Source organism: Rathayibacter sp. AY1D5 (assembly GCF_002932515.1).
Lineage (GTDB): Bacteria > Actinomycetota > Actinomycetes > Actinomycetales > Microbacteriaceae > Rathayibacter.
Genome location: NZ_PSVU01000063.1, coordinates 1 through 16,865, shown reverse-complemented (window position 1 = coordinate 16,865; position 16,865 = coordinate 1). Strand labels below are relative to the sequence as shown.

Here is a 16,865-nt window from a genome sequence, read left to right as displayed (position 1 = left end):
GTCATGGCCGTGGCGGCCGGGGCGAGGCGGGCCTCGGTGTAGCGGGCCGCGGCCGGGCCGTCGTCGAGGGAGCCGAAGTTGCCGTGCCCGTCGACGAGGGCGACCCTCATCGTGAACGGCTGGGCGAGGCGGACGAGGGAGTCGTAGATCGAGGCGTCGCCGTGCGGGTGCAGCTTGCCCATCACCTCGCCGACCACGCGGGCCGACTTCACGTGGCCGTGATCGGGCCGCAGCCCCATCTCGCTCATCATGTAGAGGATCCGGCGCTGCACCGGCTTGAGGCCGTCGCGGGCGTCGGGCAGGGCCCGCGAGTAGATGACCGAGTACGCGTACTCGAGGAAGGACCCCTCCATCTCGGCCGAGACATCGACGTCCTCGATGCGCTCGGTGAGCGAGGATCCGGAGGAGGGGGCTGCAGCGTTCATGACTCGATTCGGTGGCGGGCGCGGGGCGGCGGCGGGGGACTGCACCGCCCTGCGGCGCTCGACGGGACGGGCGGAGCGGAGACGGCGCCTCGCGGACGGGACCGGCCCTCCCGTTCACGCGGACGCTCCGCCGCACCGGCCCGACGGGGACGGCGGCGCTGTGCGAAACTGGGCGCGATGACCCACATGCTACCGCCAGCCCCCGACGGGCGGCGGAGCCTCGCCGACGTCCTGCCGGGCGCCCTCGACGCGCTCCTGGGCCGCCCCGGCCTCTTCGGCTCGCCCCGCGTCGAGCGGATCGTGGTCGTCCTCGTCGACGGCCTGGGTGCCGCGAACCTCCGCCAGCGCGGGGGCCACTCGCGCACGCTCGCTCCGGCCCTCAACCGCGGCACCACGCTCGTCTCGGGCTTCCCGACGACCACCGCGGCGGCCCTGGCGAGCCTGACGACGGGCCTGCGCCCGGGCGGGCACGGGATGGTCGGCTACCGCGTGCTCGACCGCGCCTCCGACCGCCTGGTCAACCAGCTCTCCGGCTGGGACGAGCGCATGGTGCCCGAGACGTGGCAGCCCCACCCCACGGTCTTCGAGCAGGCCTCGGCCGCCGGTGTCCGGGCCGGAGTGATCGGCCCCGCGCGGTACGCCCGCTCCGGTCTCACGCGGGCGATCCTGCGCGGCGCCGAGTACCACTCCGCCGGCGGCGTCGCCGAGCGCTTCACGGCGGCGCGCGCCCTGCTCGACGAGGGCGGCCGGCAGCTCGTGTACCTCTACGTCCCCGAGCTCGACCAGGCGGCGCATGCGCGCGGCTGGGAGTCGCCGGAGTGGACGGCAGCGCTCGAGCTCCTGGACGGGGAGGTCGGCGGAGCGGTCCGCGGGCTCTCCGCCCGGGAGAGCGTGCTGGTCACCGCCGACCACGGCATCGTGGACGTTCCGGCGTCCTCGCACGTGCTCGTCGAGCGGGGACCGCTGCTCGATGGCGTCCGGCACCTCGGAGGAGAGCCCCGCTGCCTGCAGCTGCACCTCGAGCCGGGTGTGGACCCCGACGAGGTGGCGCGGCGCTGGATCGAGGCGGAGGGCGCACGCGCCTGGATCGCGACGCGCGACGAGGTCGCCGTGAGCGGCTGGTTCGGCGAGGTCTCTCCGGCGGCGGCCGAGCGGATGGGCGACGTGTTCGTCGCGGCGCGGAGGACCATCGCCTACTACGCGGCGGACGACTCCTCCGGCCGCTCCATGATCGGGCAGCACGGGTCGCTCACGCCGGAGGAGACGCAGGTGCCGCTCCTCCGCTTCGGCGCGCTGGCCTGAGCCGGGCCGAGGGGACGGGGGGCACCGTCCACCCCGGCGGAGCCGCGCCGGCGGAGGGTCAGTCGTCGCTGCGCGCTCCGAAGACGATCTCGTCCCAGCTCGGCATCGACGCCCGCCCCCTGCGGAGGCTCCCGCGCACGCCCGACGGCTGCTCGGGGACCGGGGGAGCGGTGCGCGGCGGCTCCGGTGCCTTCTCGACGGGAGGAGCGGCCTCGGCCTCGGGCTCCGGCTCCTCGCGGACGCGGAGGCTCGAGGCGTGATCGCGCTCGCCCCGGCGGCGCCGCAGGGCGTCGAGCAGGTCGGCGGTGTCGTTGAGGTTGCGCTCGCGCTGCTCCGTCGTGCTCGTGACGGGGCGGGGGAGCGTCGAGATCGGGCGCGGGGTCTCGGAGAGGGCCGGCTGCGGCTCCGTGTCGGAGGGGCGGACGGCGGCCGGCCGGGCGTGCGGCATCGCGGCGGGGCGGCCGGCGGTGGGGTGGTCGGCCCGGGCGGAGCGGCTCGGCGCCTCCGCGGACTCCGTGTCGAAGCGCGTGGCGAGCTCGTCGACGGCGGCGGGGATGACGGCGCGCAGGCGCGGGATGAGGGTCGGCCGGATCTCACCCTGCTGCGAGAGCGTGATCGCCTCGGAGGTCAGCGGCGACAGCAGCGCCTTCCGCGGGTCGAAGCGCCAGCGGGCGTCGTGGTCGATCTCGTCCGAGCGGAAGAGGAGCTTGACGACCCAGCCCTCCTCCTCCTTCCAGCTCGACCACTGCTCGCCCTCGGCGCCGAGCGACGCGAGGCGGTCGCGGATGACATCGCCGAAGGGCGTGCCCTCCTCGAGGGGATCGGGGTCGGTGGTCGTGTAGACGCGCACGGCGAGAGCGGACGCGACGATGTGCTCGCGCTCGGCCGTGACGGGTCCCTCGAAGCGCTGGACGTAGCCCAGGTCGGCGCCCGTGAGCTCGGCGACCTCCTCGGCGGAGAGCCCGGAGCGGATGTGGGCCTGGATCTCGCGGGGGGAGACGCGCTTCTCGCGCGGCGGGAGGGTGTGGACCCGCGGCCGCAGCTGGCTCTGCAGCGTCTCGTCGATGCGGACCGAGAAGCGCTCGCCGCCCTCGGACACGAGGACGAGCGATCCGCCCTCGACGCCGATCACCTTCAGTTCCATCATCGTGGGGACCCTCCTTCTGGACGCGGACCGGGCAAGGATGCCACGCGCCCGGGCGATCGGCCGGGAATACCCCGGGCGGGTCGAAAGTTGGTGCGGAAGGAGGCGGGGCGAGCGGGTGTCAAGAGCCGTTCGAGGTGGTTTGCGAATCGATGCGTCGTGATGCACACTGACCCCGCCGATTTGTTGAACAGCAGAAATAAGAAGTGGATGGGAATGGCTACGGACTACGACGCCCCCCGCAAGACCGATGACGACTCCGAGTCGATCGAGGCCCTGAAGGAGCGAGTCCCCGACAAGATGTCCGGAGTCGTCGACGTCGATGACGCCGACAACCCGGGCGGATTCGAACTGCCCGGTGCCGATCTGTCCGACCTCGATCTGGACGTCGTGGTCCTTCCGCCCCAGGCGGACGAGTTCACGTGCGTGAGCTGCTTCCTCGTGAAGCACCGCTCGCAGATCGACCACGAGGAGAAGCTCGGACCGATCTGCCTGGAGTGCGCCGCTTAAGCGCCTCCCGGCTCCGAAGGACGACCGCTCCGTCGCCGTGATCCCCGGATCGCGGCGACGATGTCGTCCGGGCGGCGAGTGGAGACCAGCCAGTACGGCGTCGGGTCGGCCGGATCCTCGATCGGGACCCGCACCACCTCCTTCACCCAGCCGCGGATGACCAGGTACGCCCGCGCGTCCAGGCGCGTCCCGCGCTCGGCGAACGCCTGGTCCCCCGAGTAGGAGGACGGCTCGCCCACGAGGTCCAGCGGGATGTGCGCGCGGCCGGCGCGCAGCTCCCCCTCCGCCACCTCGATCACGGGGGAGAGCGCCAGCAGCGACAGCACGCAGCCCGCGTACAGAACGACCGCGACGATCACCCCCACCGCGAGGTCGATAGGCGCGAACACCAGGATGCTGGCGGGGATCACGAGGGCGGTGGCGACGAAGAGCCAGGGCGCTGGCCACAGCCTCTCTCGGTAGGACGGCATGACCCTATTGGATCAGACGTTTGGTCTACCCTCGTCACGTGCCTGCAACCGTCGACGTCCCGATCACCGCGGACCGGCTCCCCTCCTACGCCCGTCCGGGCGACGCGGGAGCCGATCTCCACTCGACGGAGGACGTGGTGCTCGCCCCCGGTGAGCGCGCCTCCGTCGGCACCGGGGTGGCCGTCGCCCTCCCGGAGGGCCACGCCGGCTTCGTCGTCCCCCGCAGCGGGCTGGCCTTCAGGCACGGCATCACCGTCGTCAACGCCCCCGGAACGATCGACGCGGGCTACCGCGGCGAGATCCGGGTGGCGCTGCTGAACACCGACAGCCGCGAGACGTACCGCGTCTCGGCGGGGGACCGGATCGCGCAGCTCGTGATCGTCCCCGTCGTCCAGGCGAGGTTCACGGCCGTCGACGAGCTTCCCGAGTCGGTCCGCGGCACGGGCGGCTTCGGATCCACCGGGTACGCCGCCGGCGCCCAGGAGACCAGAATCCACGAGGAGAGCGCATGAGCGACATCCAGTCCACGACCGGCGAGGCCGCCGAGCCCGTCCAGCAGGACTTCGAGAAGTCGGCGCCGGAGGACCGCGCGGAGGCCGGGCCCCTGGACGAGCGCGAGGCCAACCCGGTCCGCCCCTACATCGACCTCGGCGGGGTGAAGGTGCTTCCCCGCGAGGGCATGCACATCCGCCTCGAGGTCGAGGAGGGGACCAAGCGCGTCATCGCCGTCGGCCTCGACTACGCAGGGTCGACGCTGCAGGTGCAGCCCTTCTCCGCGCCGCGCTCCTCGGGCCTCTGGCACGAGATCCGCGGCCAGATCGCCGAGCAGATCGGCCGTCAGGGCGGATCGACGACGGAGCGCGACGGCGTCTTCGGTCCGGAGCTCGTCGCCGAGCTCCCGATCGCCGGCGGCCAGACCCGCGTCGCCCGGTTCGTCGGCGTCGACGGTCCGCGCTGGTTCCTCCGCGGCGTGATCGCCGGAGCCGGAGCCGTCGACGAGCAGGCGGCCGCCTCGGTCGAGGAGCTCTTCCGCAGCATCGTCGTGGTCCGCGGCAGCGGCCCGATGCCTCCGCGCGACCTGATCCCGCTGAAGGTGCCGACCGGCAGCCAGACCCAGCAGAGCGCGAGCTGACCGGCATGGAGCCGGTGCGGCCCGAGGACCCGGCCCGATCGGAGGAGCCGGTCCGGCCCGAGGTGGGCGACGCGATCGCGCAGGCCGCCCGCCGCTCGGGACTCGGCGCGGTCGCCGACGGCGAGCCGTTCGACGGGAAGGCGCTGCTGCGCACCATGGGCGGCGTCCGGGGGATCCTCGAGGCCGTCGTGCCCGGCATAGCCTTCGTCCTGCTCTACACGGTCACCTCGGAGCTCGTGCTCTCGCTGGTCGCATCCGTCGGGCTCGCCGTGGCGTTCACGGTGGCGCGGGTGCTCGGCCGGACGCCGGTGATCCAGGCCGTCGGCGGACTGCTCGCCGTGGTGGTCTCGGCCGCACTGGCGCTGTTCACCGGGCGGGGCGTCGACAACTTCGCCCTGGGGCTGCTCACCAACCTCGTCTACGGGCTCGTCTTCCTCCTCTCCGTCCTCGTGCGCTGGCCCCTGATCGGCGTCGCCGCCGGCTTCCTGATGGGGGACGGCACCGCCTGGCGATCCGATCGGCGCAAGCGCCGCCTCTTCGGCGCCCTGACCCTCGCGTGGGCGGGGCTCTTCCTCCTGCGCCTGGCCGTGCAGTACCCGCTGTTCCTCGCCGAGGACACCACGGCGCTGGGCATCTGGAAGCTGGCGCTGGGCCTGCCCCTGTACGCGCCGCTGCTGGTGCTCACCGTGCTCGCCGTCCGGGCCGAGTACCGCGGAGCCGGCGAGCGCGCCGATGCGGGCGATGCTCCGGATCGTGCATAGAATTGTCTCGACGTCGAGATAAATAGCGCTCGCCTCCCCGCACCGTCGCGGCGAGGTCGACCGGGCGCCTCGGCGTCGAGGAGTTAGGTCCTCCTTGGTGGCAGGCCGCTGTGCGCGGTCGTCAAGATGAGGACGGAGAGCGGCGCCGCCCGTCGGCGGACGCTGCAGTCAGCGAAGGAGAGGGCGACGTGTCCGCGGTAGACAGCTTTGGATCGAAAGACACCCTGAAGGTCGGCTCGACCGACTACGAGGTGTTCCGCATCGACCGGGTCCCCGGTCACGAGAAGCTCCCGTTCAGCCTCAAGGTGCTGCTCGAGAACCTCCTCCGCACGGAGGACGGCGCGAACATCACCGCCGACCACATCCGCGCCCTCGGCGAGTGGGTCCCGGAGTCGGAGCCCGACACCGAGATCCAGTTCACGCCGGCCCGCGTGGTCATGCAGGACTTCACCGGCGTGCCCTGCATCGTCGACCTCGCCACGATGCGCGAGGCCGTCGCTGCACTGGGCGGCGACGCGAACCGGATCAACCCGCTCGCGCCCGCCGAGATGGTGATCGACCACTCCGTCATCGCCGACCTCTTCGGCACCGAGGACGCGCTCGAGCGCAACGTCGAGCTCGAGTACGAGCGCAACGGCGAGCGGTACCAGTTCCTCCGCTGGGGCCAGACCGCATTCGACGACTTCAAGGTCGTCCCGCCCGGAACCGGCATCGTGCACCAGGTCAACATCGAGTACCTGGCCCGCGTCACCATGACGCGCGAGGTGGGCGGTGCGCTGCGCGCCTACCCCGACACCTGCGTCGGCACCGACTCGCACACGACGATGGTCAACGGCCTCGGCGTGCTCGGCTGGGGCGTCGGCGGCATCGAGGCCGAGGCCGCGATGCTCGGCCAGCCCGTCTCGATGCTCATCCCGAAGGTCGTCGGCTTCAAGCTCACCGGCTCGATCCCGACCGGCGTGACCGCGACGGACGTCGTGCTCACCATCACGCAGATGCTGCGCAAGCACGGCGTGGTCGGCAAGTTCGTCGAGTTCTACGGGGCCGGCGTCGCCGCGGTGCCGCTCGCGAACCGCGCCACCATCGGCAACATGAGCCCCGAGTTCGGCTCCACCGCCGCGATGTTCCCCATCGACGACGTGACCCTCGACTACCTGCGCCTCACCGGCCGCAGCGACGAGCAGATCGCCCTCGTCGAGCAGTACTCCAAGCTGCAGAAGCTCTGGCACGACCCCGCGGTCGAGCCGGTCTTCAGCGAGTACCTCGAGCTCGACCTCGGCACCGTCGTCCCCTCGATCGCCGGCCCGAAGCGCCCGCAGGACCGGATCGAGCTCTCGTCCGCCAAGACGCAGTTCGAGTCGGATCTCACCAACTACGCGGACGTCTCGCACGACATCGTCGACCTGACCATCGCGGAGTCGTTCCCCGCCTCCGACCCCGGAGAGCTGCAGCCGCAGGACGAGCACAGCAGCCACGAGCACACCCACCGCTCGCACGCGCCGGCGACCGCCTCCAAGCCGACCACGGTCGAGCTCGGCGAGGGCGGGACCTTCACGATCGATCACGGCGCCGTCGCGATCGCGGCGATCACCTCGTGCACCAACACGTCGAACCCGTCCGTCATGCTCGCGGCCGGCCTGCTGGCCCGCAACGCAGCGCAGAAGGGCCTGAAGGCCAAGCCGTGGGTGAAGACCACGCTGGCACCCGGGTCGAAGGTCGTCACCGACTACTACGAGAAGGCCGGCCTGACCGAGTCGCTCGAGGCTCTCGGCTTCTACACGGTCGGCTACGGCTGCACGACCTGCATCGGCAACTCCGGCCCGCTGCTCGAGGAGATCTCGGCCGCGGTGCAGGACAACGACCTCGCCGTGACCGCCGTGCTCTCGGGCAACCGCAACTTCGAGGGCCGCATCAACCCGGACGTGAAGATGAACTACCTGGCGAGCCCCCCGCTCGTCATCGCCTACGCGCTCGCCGGCTCGATGAACTTCGACTTCGAGGTCGACGCGCTCGGCACCGACTCCGACGGCAACGACGTGTTCCTCAAGGACATCTGGCCCGACGCGGCCGAGGTGCAGGCGACGATCGACTCGTCGATCGACAAGTCGATGTTCGACACGCAGTACGCGGGCGTGTTCGACGGCGACGAGCGCTGGCGCGCGCTGCAGACCCCCGAGGGCTCGATCTTCGAGTGGGACGAGTCGTCGACCTACGTGCGGAAGCCCCCGTACTTCGACGGCATGACGATGGAGACGACCCCGGTCACCGACATCGCCGGTGCCCGCGTGCTCGCCAAGCTCGGCGACTCCGTCACGACCGACCACATCAGCCCCGCCGGCTCGATCAAGGCCGACAGCCCCGCCGGCCGCTACCTCGACGAGCACGGCATCGACCGCAAGGACTACAACTCCTACGGCTCGCGCCGCGGCAACCACGAGGTGATGATCCGCGGCACGTTCGCGAACATCCGCCTGCGCAACCAGCTGCTCGACGGCGTGGAGGGCGGCTACACCCGCGACTTCACCCAGCCGGACGCCCCGCAGTCGTTCATCTACGACGCGTCGCAGAACTACCAGGCCGAGGGCACCCCGCTCGTCATCCTGGGCGGCAAGGAGTACGGCTCCGGCTCGTCGCGCGACTGGGCGGCCAAGGGCACGAGCCTGCTGGGCGTCAAGGCGGTCATCGTCGAGAGCTTCGAGCGGATCCACCGCTCGAACCTCATCGGCATGGGCGTCGTCCCGCTGCAGTTCCCCGCGGGCGAGAGCTGGGAGTCGCTGGGCCTGGACGGCACCGAGTCGATCAGCATCTCGGGCATCGAGGAGCTGAACGAGGGCGTCACCCCCAAGACGGTCCACGTCGTCGCCGAGCCGACCGAGCACTCGGCCGAGGGCAAGCAGACCGTCGAGTTCGACGCGGTCGTCCGCATCGACACCCCCGGTGAGGCGGACTACTACCGCAACGGCGGCATCCTGCAGTACGTGCTGCGCTCGCTCGTCTAGATCAGCCGCAGAGCGTGTGCGCCTTCCCTGCGGGGGAGGCGCACACGCGTTCCCGGGGGCCCCGTGCGTAGACTCGGGAGACGTCCCCACCTCGCTCACGACCCCGGAAGGCGGCGCGCATGGCTGTTCTCGAGACCATCGGCGGTCCTCGCGATCTCGATCGCCTGACCGCGGCCGAGCTCGAGACGCTGGCGCAGGAGATCCGCGACTTCCTCGTGCGCGAGGTCTCGAAGACCGGCGGCCACCTGGGGCCGAATCTCGGCGTCGTCGAGACGACCATCGCGATCCACCGGGTCTTCGACTCGCCGCACGACGCGATCGTGTTCGACACCGGTCACCAGTCCTACGTCCACAAGCTGCTCACCGGTCGCCAGGACTTCTCGAAGCTCCGGCAGCGCGGCGGCCTCGCCGGCTACCCGCAGCGGAGGGAGTCGCCGCACGACATCGTCGAGAGCTCGCACGCCTCCAGCTCGCTGTCCTGGGCGGACGGGATCTCCCGCGCCTTCACGATGACCGGCCAGACCGACCGCCACGTCGTCGCGGTCGTGGGCGACGGCGCCCTCACCGGCGGCATGACCTGGGAGGCGCTGAACAACATCAGCGACGACAACTCCCGCGGGCTGGTCATCGTGGTCAACGACAACGGGCGCTCCTACGCCCCGACCATCGGCGGCATGGCCCGCTTCCTCAACGGCGTCCGCACGCGGCCGACCTACCGCACGATGCACCGCGGCTCCCGGGCCGTCTCGGAGCGGCTTGGCGGCCCCGCCGCCGCCGTCTACCGCGGCGTGCGCGGCGGGCTCCACGGCTTCCTCAGCCGCTTCATCAACAACGAGGCGCTCTACTCCAACCTCGACATCAAGTACCTGGGGCCGATCGACGGACACGACCTGACGGCGATGGAGGAGGCCCTCCAGCAGGCGAAGGACTACGGCCAGCCGGTCATCGTCCACGCGATCACCCAGAAGGGCAAGGGCTTCGGTCCGGCCGTGCACGACCTCGCCGACCAGTTCCACGCCGTCGGGCAGATCGACCCCGAGACGGGCGAGCCGCTGAGCGCGGCCGGGGCCCGATCGTGGACCTCGGTGTTCGCCGAGGAGATCGTCACGCTGGCCGACGAGGACCCGACGATCGTCGGCATCACGGCCGCCATGCTCCGGCCCGTCGGTCTCGACCGCCTCGCGGAGAAGTACCCGGAGCGCGTCTTCGACGTCGGCATCGCGGAGCAGCACGCCGTGACCTCGGCCGCCGGTCTCGCCTTCGGCGGGCTGCATCCGGTCGTCGCGCTGTACGCCACCTTCGTGAACCGCGCCTTCGACCAGGTGCTGATGGACGTCGCACTGCACCGAGCGGGCGTCACCTTCGTGCTGGACCGCGCCGGAGTCACCGGACCCGACGGTCCGAGCCACCACGGCATGTGGGATCTGGCGATCCTGCAGGTCGTCCCGAACATCCGCCTCGCCGCTCCGCGCGACTCCGCGCGCCTGCGCGAGGAGCTGCGCGAGGCCGTCGGCGTCACCGACGCGCCGACCGTGGTGCGCTTCTCGAAGGGGAGCGTCGGCGACGAGATCGACGCCGTCGGGCGTCTCGGCGACGGGGTCGACGTGCTCGCCCGCGCCGAGCGCAAGGACGTGCTGCTGGTCACGGTCGGGCCGATGGCCGCGATGGGTCTCGAGGTCGCCCAGCGGCTCGCGGCCCAGGGCATCGGAGCCACCGTCGTCGACCCCCGCTGGGTCGTGCCCGTGCCCACCAGCATCATCGAGCTCGCCCGCGAGCACCGCATCGTCGTCTCGATCGAGGACGGGGTGCGCGTCGGCGGGATCGGCACGCGCATCCGCCAGGACCTGCGCGAGGCCGGCGTGGACACCGCGGTGACCGAGCTCGGGCTGCCCGACCAGTTCCTCGACCACGCCAAGCGCGAGGAGATCCTCGAGGACGTCGGGCTCACTCCCCAGCACATCGCCCGCGACGTCGTCGCGCAGGTGCTGGGCAGCAAGATCCCGGTCGCCCGCCCGCTCCCGGACGAGGTCGAGGCCCGGGACGACGCCCGCAGCGACTGATCGTCCGTCGGGACCCGTCCCTCAGGCGACGCGCGGAAGGGGCGCCGGATCCGATCCGGCGCCCCTTCCGCGTCACTGCACTCCGCGTCAGTCGACGCCGCGGATCGCGGGGTGGTGGAACGTGTCCCCGAACGCCCGCCCGCTCGCGCCGACCCGGTCGAGGTAGGGCGTGAGCCCGCCCATCTGGAACGGGTAGCCCGCGCCGAGGATCAGGCAGAGGTCGATGTCCTCCGCGGCGTGCACGACGTCGTCGTCCAGCATCCGCTTGACCTCGTCCGCGAGACCCGTCTCGACGCGCAGCCGCAGCTGCTCGGCCGTCATCGGCTCCGTGCCCCCGGCGACGATCGCGACCGCGCGCTTGTCGACGCCCTTCACACGCCCCTTCGCGTCGCGCTCGAAGACGTGGCCGAGCTCGGCGAGGCGGTGCAGGTTGGGGCTGTCGAAGAAGCGGTCGGGGAACGCGGCGTGGTGGGTGTCGAGCACGTGCGCGCCGACCTTGAGGCCCACCAGCTCGAGCAGCTCGAACGGGGTCATCGGCAGGCCGAACGGAGCCAGCGACTGCTCGACGACCTCGAAGGGAGTGCCCGTGTCGACCGCGTGCATCGCCTCGCCCAGGACCTTCGCCAGCACGCGGTTCACCACGAAGCCCGGGGTGTCGCGCGTGATGACGGCGTTCTTCTTGAGCTTCGCGGCGGTGACCATCGCCGTCGAGAGGGTCTCGTCGTCGGTGTGCGGTGTCCGGACCACCTCGATCAGCGGCATGACCGCGACCGGGTTGAAGAAGTGGAAGCCGACGAGGCGCTCCGGGTGCTCCAGCCGCTCGCCGATGCGCTCGACGGAGAGGGACGAGGTGTTGGTCGCGAGCACCGCCGTGGGCGAGACGTAGCGCTCGATGTCGGCGAACACCTCCTGCTTCACCGACAGCTCCTCGAAGACCGCCTCGATCACCCAGTCGGCGTCGGCGAAGTCGGAGCGGTCGGTCGTGCCGGTGATCAGCGCGCGGAGGCGGTTCGCGTCGTCGGGGGAGACGCGTCCCTTCGCCAGCAGCGCGTCGATCTCGGCGCGGATGCCCGCGACGCCCTTGTCGACCCGCTCCTGGTCGAGGTCGGTGATGACCACCGGCACCTGGAGGCGGCGGAGGAAGAGCAGCGCGAACTGCGAGGCCATGAGGCCCGCGCCGACCACCCCGACCTTGGTGACGGGCTTTGCCAGCGCCCTGTCGGGCGCTCCCGCGGGACGCTTGGCGCGCTTCTGCACCAGATCGAACGCGTAGATGCTCGCGCGGAACTGGTCGCCCGAGATCAGGTCGGCCAGCGCCTCGTCCTCGGCGGCGAAGCCCTCCTCGCGCGTGGTGTTCTTCGCGGCCTTGAGCAGCTCCAGCGCGCGGTACGGAGACGCCGCGACCGTGCCGATCCGCGACTCCAGCTGCTTGCGCGCGATCGAGATCGCGACGTCCCACTTGACCAGCCGCTCCAGCTTGCCGGGCGCGTTCGGCCGCTCCACCTTCACGGAGCCGCCGATCACACCGTCGGCCCAGCGGAGCGAGTCCTCGAGGAAGGCGGCGGGCGGGAAGATCGCGTCGGCGATGCCGAGGTCGAACACCTCCTGGCCCTTGAGCGTGCGGTTGTTCTTCAGCGGGTTCTCGACGACGACCTTGAGGGCGTTCTCGATGCCGATCAGGTTCGGCAGGAGCCACGCGCCGCCCCAGCCGGGGATGATGCCGAGGAAGACCTCGGGGAGCCCGAGCGCGGGGATGGAGGAGTCGACGGTGCGGTAGTCGGCGTTCAGGCCGATCTCGGTGCCGCCGCCCAGGGCGAGGCCGTTGATGAAGGCGAAGGACGGCACGCCCAGCTCGGCCAGCATCCCCAGCGTGCGGTGGCCCAGGCGCGCCAGCTGGCGGCCGAGCTCACGGCTCGGGATGGCCCCGACCTTGCTGAGGTCGGCTCCCGCGGCGAGGATGAACGGCTTGCCGGTGATGCCGACCGCCTGGATCTCGCCGCGCGAGGCGCGCTCCTTCTGCGTGAGGAGGACGTCCGCCAGCTCGAAGAGCGACGCCGGCCCGAAGGTGTTGGGGCGGGTGTGGTCGCGGTCGTTGTCGAGCGTGATCAGGGCGAGCGTGCGGCCGCTGGGCAGCGGCACGTCGCGGACGTAGGAGTGGGTGACGACCTCGCCCTCGGCGAGGTCCACGAGGTTCTCGAATCCGTCGAGCATGGGTCAGCGTCCCTTCCGTCGTCCGCGCTTGCCGTCGTAGTGCGGGTTCTCCCAGATCACCGTGCCGCCCTGGCCGAGGCCGACGCAGAGGGCCGTCACGCCGTAGCGGACCTCGGGGTGCGACTCGAACTGCCGGGCCAGCTGGATCATCAGCCGGACCCCGGAGGAGGCGAGCGGGTGGCCGATCGCGATCGCTCCGCCGTACTCGTTGACGCGCGGGTCGTCGTCGTCGAGGCCGAAGTGGTCGAGGAAGGAGAGCACCTGCACGGCGAACGCCTCGTTGAGCTCGAAGAGCCCGATGTCCTCGATGCCCAGGCCCGCCTTGCGGAGCGCCTTCTCGGTCGAGGGGACCGGGCCGATGCCCATGATCTCGGGCTCGACGCCGGCGTACGCGAAGCTCACCATCCGCATCTTCGCGGACAGGCCCAGCTCCTGCGCGGCGTCGGCGCTGGCCAGGAGCGACACCGTCGCTCCGTCGTTGAGCCCGGAGGAGTTGCCCGCGGTCACCCGGCCATGGGGGCGGAACGGGGTCCGCAGGCCCGCGAGGCCCTCGAGGGTCGTCTCGGGGCGCGGTGCCTCATCGGCGGTCGCGAGGCCCCAGCCCGCGGCGCTGCGCGTGGCGACGGGGACGAGGTCCGGCTGGATGCTGCCGGCGGCGTACGCGGCGGCGAGCTTCTGCTGGCTCCGCAGGGCGTAGTGGTCGGCGCGCTCCTTCGTCAGGTGCGGGAAGCGGTCGTGGATCCGCTCCGCCGTGCGGCCCATGTTGAGCGCGTCCTCGCCGACGAGGCGCTCGGAGAGGAAGCGCGGGTTGGGGTCGGCGCCGAAGCCCATCGGGTGCCGGCCCATGTGCTCCACGCCGCCGGCGAGGACCACGTCGTAGGCGCCGAACGCGATGCCGCCCGCGGTCGCGGTGACCGAGGTCATCGCTCCGGCGCACATGCGGTCGATGGCGAAGCCGGGCACCGACTTCGGCAGCCCTGCGAGCAGCGCCGCCGTGCGGCCGAGGGTCAGGCCCTGGTCGCCCTGCTGGGTGGTGGCGGCGATCGCCACCTCGTCCACCCGCTCCTTCGGCAGCGCGCCGTTGCGCTCCAGCAGACCGATCATCGCCTTGACGACGAGGTCGTCGGCCCGGGTCTGCCAGTACATGCCCTTCTCGCCGGCACGCCCGAACGGAGTACGGACTCCGTCGACGAACACGACTTCGGATCTCTCGGCCACAATGCCTCCCAGGAACTCACGGTCGCCGTCGATCGTAGGAACCGGCACCGCGCAGCCGGAATCCTTTGCCGCTTCCTACGAAAGGGTTTCGGTGCCCTCGGCCGGCGCTTGGGCCGCTTCGACAAACGCGGTGGCGATCGAGCCCGACGTGGCCTCGACCTGCCAGGCACGGGCGCCGGCACGGGTGAGCTCCGCGGCGACCGACTCCGCGGTCAGCGGCTCGGGCGGGTTCCAGGCCACCCGGCGCAGCAGCTCCGGCGTGAGCAGGTTCTCGACCGGGAGCGAGAGCAGCTCGGCGATCTCGGTGACCACGGCGCGTCCCGCCTTCAGACGGGCGTCGGCGGCCGGGTTGCGATCGCCCCACGCCCGCGGAGGGGGGAGCGTGTCGGCGGCCGGGCGGGTCGGGCTCGGCAGGTCCTCGGTCGTCGTCCCGCGCTCGATCGCGGCCCACCAGCGCTCGACCTCGCCGCGGCTGGCGCGGCCGGTGAAGTCGCGGCGGCCCGAGAGCTGGCCGATGCTGGTCGGGATGTTGCGGGCGACCGCGATGATCGAGGAGTCGGGGATCAGGCGGCCGGGAGCGATGTCGCGCTCGCGGGCGAACGCGTCCCGGGCCAGCCAGAGCTCGCGCGCCACGGCGAGGGGGCGCGGGCCGCGGAGCGAGTGCATGCCGGAGAGGCGGCGCCACGGATCCGGCGGGACCGCCTTCGGGGCGCGCGCGAGCGTCGCCTCGAACTCCTCGCGGGCGATGCGCGTCTTCCGCGCGGCGATGAGCATCTCCTCCATGCGGTCGCGGAGGTCCACGAGGAGCTCCACGTCCTTCGCGGCGTAGACGAGCCAGCTCTGGGGGAGGGGGCGGGTCGACCAGTCGGCGGCCGAGTGCTCCTTGGCCAGGTGGATGCCGAGGAGGTCCTCGACGACGGCGCCGAGGCCCACCTTGGGCAGTCCGAGGAGCCGGGCGGCGAGCTCGGTGTCGAAGATCCGCACCGGGTCCAGGCCCACCTCGCGCAGGCAGGCGAGATCCTGGCTGGCGGCGTGGAGGACCCACTCCTCCTGGCCGATGACCGCCTGCAGGGCGTCCATCCGGCCGATGGCGGGGGGATCGAAGAGGAACGCGCCGGCACCGCGCCGGTAGACCTGGATCAGGTACGCGCGCTGCGAGTAGGTGAAGCCGGAGGCGCGCTCGGCGTCGACGGCGACGGGGCCCTCGCCGGCGGCGAGGGCGTCGACCGCGGCGAGGAACTCGTCGGGCGTGGAGAGGACACGGTAATCAGTCACGGTTGTTCCGTCGGAAGGCGAGCGGGGTCACACCGTCGCTCGATACGGGCGGGAGACCCGCGAGCATGCACAACAGCTCCCCCCACCCTTCCACGTGAGCGGCGAGCTGCGCATCATCCGGGCTCCAGGAGGCGCGGATCTCGATCTGCGCACCGTCGCCCTGAGCGGCCAGCTCGCCGAAACCGGTGGAGAGCACCTTGGTGGCCGTGCCGGACGCGGCGGAATAGGAGGCGCCCCGCGCCCCGAGGGCGTCGATGAGCCAGGACCAAGCGACCTCGGCGAGGAACGGATCGGTGCCGATCTCGACCTCGAGCGGGGCCTGGGCGAAGCAGACGACACGGAAGGGGCCGCCCCACTGCTCGGGCTCCTCGGGGTCGTAGAGCAGGATGAAGCGCCCCGTGCCCAGCTCGGAGTCGCGTCCGTGCGCGTGCGGCGCGACGTCGCCCGACAGGGCGAGGGCCCAGGGCGCGAGACCCGACGGCGAGGCGATCTCGGAGACGGTGAGCTCGGCGCGTGTGGCAGCGGCGCGGATCGACTCCGTCGCGACCCGGAACTCCTCGGGGAGCTGGGACGACGCTGGGAATTCGGGCACGATCGCAGACTAGGGTTCCGACGCGCCCGGGACGCGGAGGCACGCCGGGTGGGCGGCTCTCAGCGCGTGCGGCTCCAGCGGGCGTAGACGGCCCCGGAATCGTCCGCGGCCAGCAGCGTCAGGGCGTAGGCGTCGTCGACGACGGCCGTGCCCGTCGCGACCGGGAGGCCCGGGAGGACCACGCGCGGCGAGGTGGTGAGGCACAGCTCGTCGACCCGGCCCGAGGCGAGGAACTGGCCCGAGAGCGAGGCGCCGCCCTCGCAGACGACGCGGTGCAGGCCGAGCCCGGCGAGAGCCTCCAGGAGCTCGTCGACGCCGATCCGCTCCGAGGAGGACGGGACCGGGACGACCTCGACGCCGGCGGGGAGCCCCTCCACCGCGCCGCGCGACTCCGGCACCAGCAGCAGGACCCGGGAGCCCTCCTGCAGCTCCAGGCGGTGCCCGGCGAGATCGCCCGAGGCGGAGACGACGGCGAGCGGGACCCGCCGGGGGACGCGGTAGCCCTCGGCGCGGACGCTGGCGGCTCCGACGAGGCGGTGCGCGTGCGCCTGAACATGATCGCGAGCGTCACCGGCTCCAGCACCGGCTCCGACGGAACCAGCGAGACGCTCACCAACCGCGTCGACCGCACGATCCTCGGAGTCGTCCGCGAGCAGGCCGACGTCGTCCTCGTCGGAGCCGCCAGCGTCCGCGCCGAGGGCTACCGCGTCCCCCGGCGGGTCCCGCTCGCCGTCGTCTCCGCCTCGGGCGATCTCGCCGGGCACCG

General features: G+C 72.1%; 16 protein-coding genes. 8 read left to right on the top strand and 8 right to left on the bottom strand.

Going from position 1 to position 16,865, the window contains the following annotated elements:
* The coding region (locus C5C82_RS15345; protein ID WP_308471618.1) for a DNA gyrase subunit A at positions 1–425 on the bottom strand (425 nt) is incomplete at its 3' end.
* Positions 426–602: 177 nt separating this feature from the next.
* On the opposite strand from C5C82_RS15345, the gene C5C82_RS15340 reads away from it, so the two are divergent.
* A complete protein-coding gene (locus C5C82_RS15340) occupies positions 603–1,727 on the top strand; it encodes an alkaline phosphatase family protein (RefSeq protein WP_258065400.1) in 1,125 nt (374 codons plus the stop codon).
* Positions 1,728–1,785: 58 nt separating this feature from the next.
* Here the strand turns inward: C5C82_RS15340 and sepH are convergent, their stop codons facing one another.
* On the bottom strand, positions 1,786–2,874 hold the full coding sequence (gene sepH / locus C5C82_RS15335; RefSeq protein WP_104232567.1) for a septation protein SepH: 1,089 nt from the start codon (positions 2,872–2,874) through the stop codon (positions 1,786–1,788).
* Between the two features lie 213 nt (positions 2,875–3,087).
* Between sepH and C5C82_RS15330 the strand changes: the two genes are divergently transcribed.
* Complete coding sequence (locus tag C5C82_RS15330; protein WP_055792269.1) at positions 3,088–3,381, top strand: DUF4193 domain-containing protein; 294 nt, start codon at positions 3,088–3,090, stop codon at positions 3,379–3,381.
* On the opposite strand, the gene C5C82_RS15325 is transcribed toward C5C82_RS15330, so the two are convergent.
* Positions 3,378–3,851 carry a DUF3093 domain-containing protein gene (locus C5C82_RS15325; protein ID WP_104232568.1) on the bottom strand — a complete coding sequence of 158 codons (474 nt, stop codon included), beginning with the start codon at positions 3,849–3,851 and terminating at the stop codon, positions 3,378–3,380. The genes C5C82_RS15330 and C5C82_RS15325 overlap by 4 nt on opposite strands.
* A gap of 38 nt (positions 3,852–3,889) precedes the next feature.
* Here C5C82_RS15325 and dut point away from each other — a divergent pair, with 38 nt between their 5' ends.
* The 5 genes from dut (at position 3,890) to dxs (ending at position 10,803) form a co-directional block, all read left to right on the top strand.
* Positions 3,890–4,363 (top strand): dUTP diphosphatase, encoded by a 474-nt coding sequence (dut, locus tag C5C82_RS15320; RefSeq protein WP_104222105.1) that lies wholly within the window; start codon positions 3,890–3,892, stop codon positions 4,361–4,363.
* Positions 4,360–4,983, top strand: a complete 624-nt coding sequence (locus C5C82_RS15315) for a DUF3710 domain-containing protein (RefSeq protein ID WP_104222103.1) — start codon at positions 4,360–4,362, stop codon at positions 4,981–4,983. The genes dut and C5C82_RS15315 overlap by 4 nt, the downstream gene beginning before the upstream one ends.
* A 5-nt stretch (positions 4,984–4,988) precedes the next feature.
* Positions 4,989–5,744, top strand: a complete 756-nt coding sequence (locus tag C5C82_RS15310; RefSeq protein WP_104222101.1) for a DUF3159 domain-containing protein — start codon at positions 4,989–4,991, stop codon at positions 5,742–5,744.
* A gap of 188 nt (positions 5,745–5,932) precedes the next feature.
* Positions 5,933–8,743, top strand: coding sequence for an aconitate hydratase AcnA (gene acnA / locus C5C82_RS15305; protein ID WP_104267882.1), 2,811 nt, complete (start codon positions 5,933–5,935; stop codon positions 8,741–8,743).
* Positions 8,744–8,862: 119 nt separating this feature from the next.
* The gene (dxs, locus tag C5C82_RS15300) at positions 8,863–10,803 is read left to right on the top strand and encodes a 1-deoxy-D-xylulose-5-phosphate synthase (protein ID WP_104355308.1); all 1,941 of its coding nucleotides are present in this window, start codon (positions 8,863–8,865) and stop codon (positions 10,801–10,803) included.
* Positions 10,804–10,890: 87 nt separating this feature from the next.
* Here the strand turns inward: dxs and C5C82_RS15295 are convergent, their stop codons facing one another.
* The 5 genes from C5C82_RS15295 to C5C82_RS18105 all read right to left on the bottom strand — a co-directional run bounded on the left by C5C82_RS15295 (position 10,891) and on the right by C5C82_RS18105 (position 16,755).
* Positions 10,891–13,014 (bottom strand): 3-hydroxyacyl-CoA dehydrogenase NAD-binding domain-containing protein, encoded by a 2,124-nt coding sequence (locus C5C82_RS15295; protein ID WP_104355307.1) that lies wholly within the window; start codon positions 13,012–13,014, stop codon positions 10,891–10,893.
* Between the two features lie 3 nt (positions 13,015–13,017).
* Positions 13,018–14,232 carry a thiolase family protein gene (locus tag C5C82_RS15290; RefSeq protein ID WP_104250321.1) on the bottom strand — a complete coding sequence of 405 codons (1,215 nt, stop codon included), beginning with the start codon at positions 14,230–14,232 and terminating at the stop codon, positions 13,018–13,020.
* Between the two features lie 75 nt (positions 14,233–14,307).
* Positions 14,308–15,507, bottom strand: coding sequence for a ribonuclease D (locus C5C82_RS15285; protein WP_104257524.1), 1,200 nt, complete (start codon positions 15,505–15,507; stop codon positions 14,308–14,310).
* Positions 15,500–16,099, bottom strand: coding sequence for a DUF3000 domain-containing protein (locus tag C5C82_RS15280; RefSeq protein WP_104222090.1), 600 nt, complete (start codon positions 16,097–16,099; stop codon positions 15,500–15,502). The genes C5C82_RS15285 and C5C82_RS15280 overlap by 8 nt, the downstream gene beginning before the upstream one ends.
* A 59-nt stretch (positions 16,100–16,158) precedes the next feature.
* A complete protein-coding gene (locus C5C82_RS18105; RefSeq protein WP_104355309.1) occupies positions 16,159–16,755 on the bottom strand; it encodes a dihydrofolate reductase family protein in 597 nt (198 codons plus the stop codon).
* On the opposite strand from C5C82_RS18105, the gene C5C82_RS17680 reads away from it, so the two are divergent.
* Positions 16,654–16,865: dihydrofolate reductase family protein (locus C5C82_RS17680; protein ID WP_181134458.1), on the top strand; the 212-nt coding region annotated here is incomplete at its 3' end. The two genes, C5C82_RS18105 and C5C82_RS17680, sit on opposite strands and share 102 nt — an antisense overlap.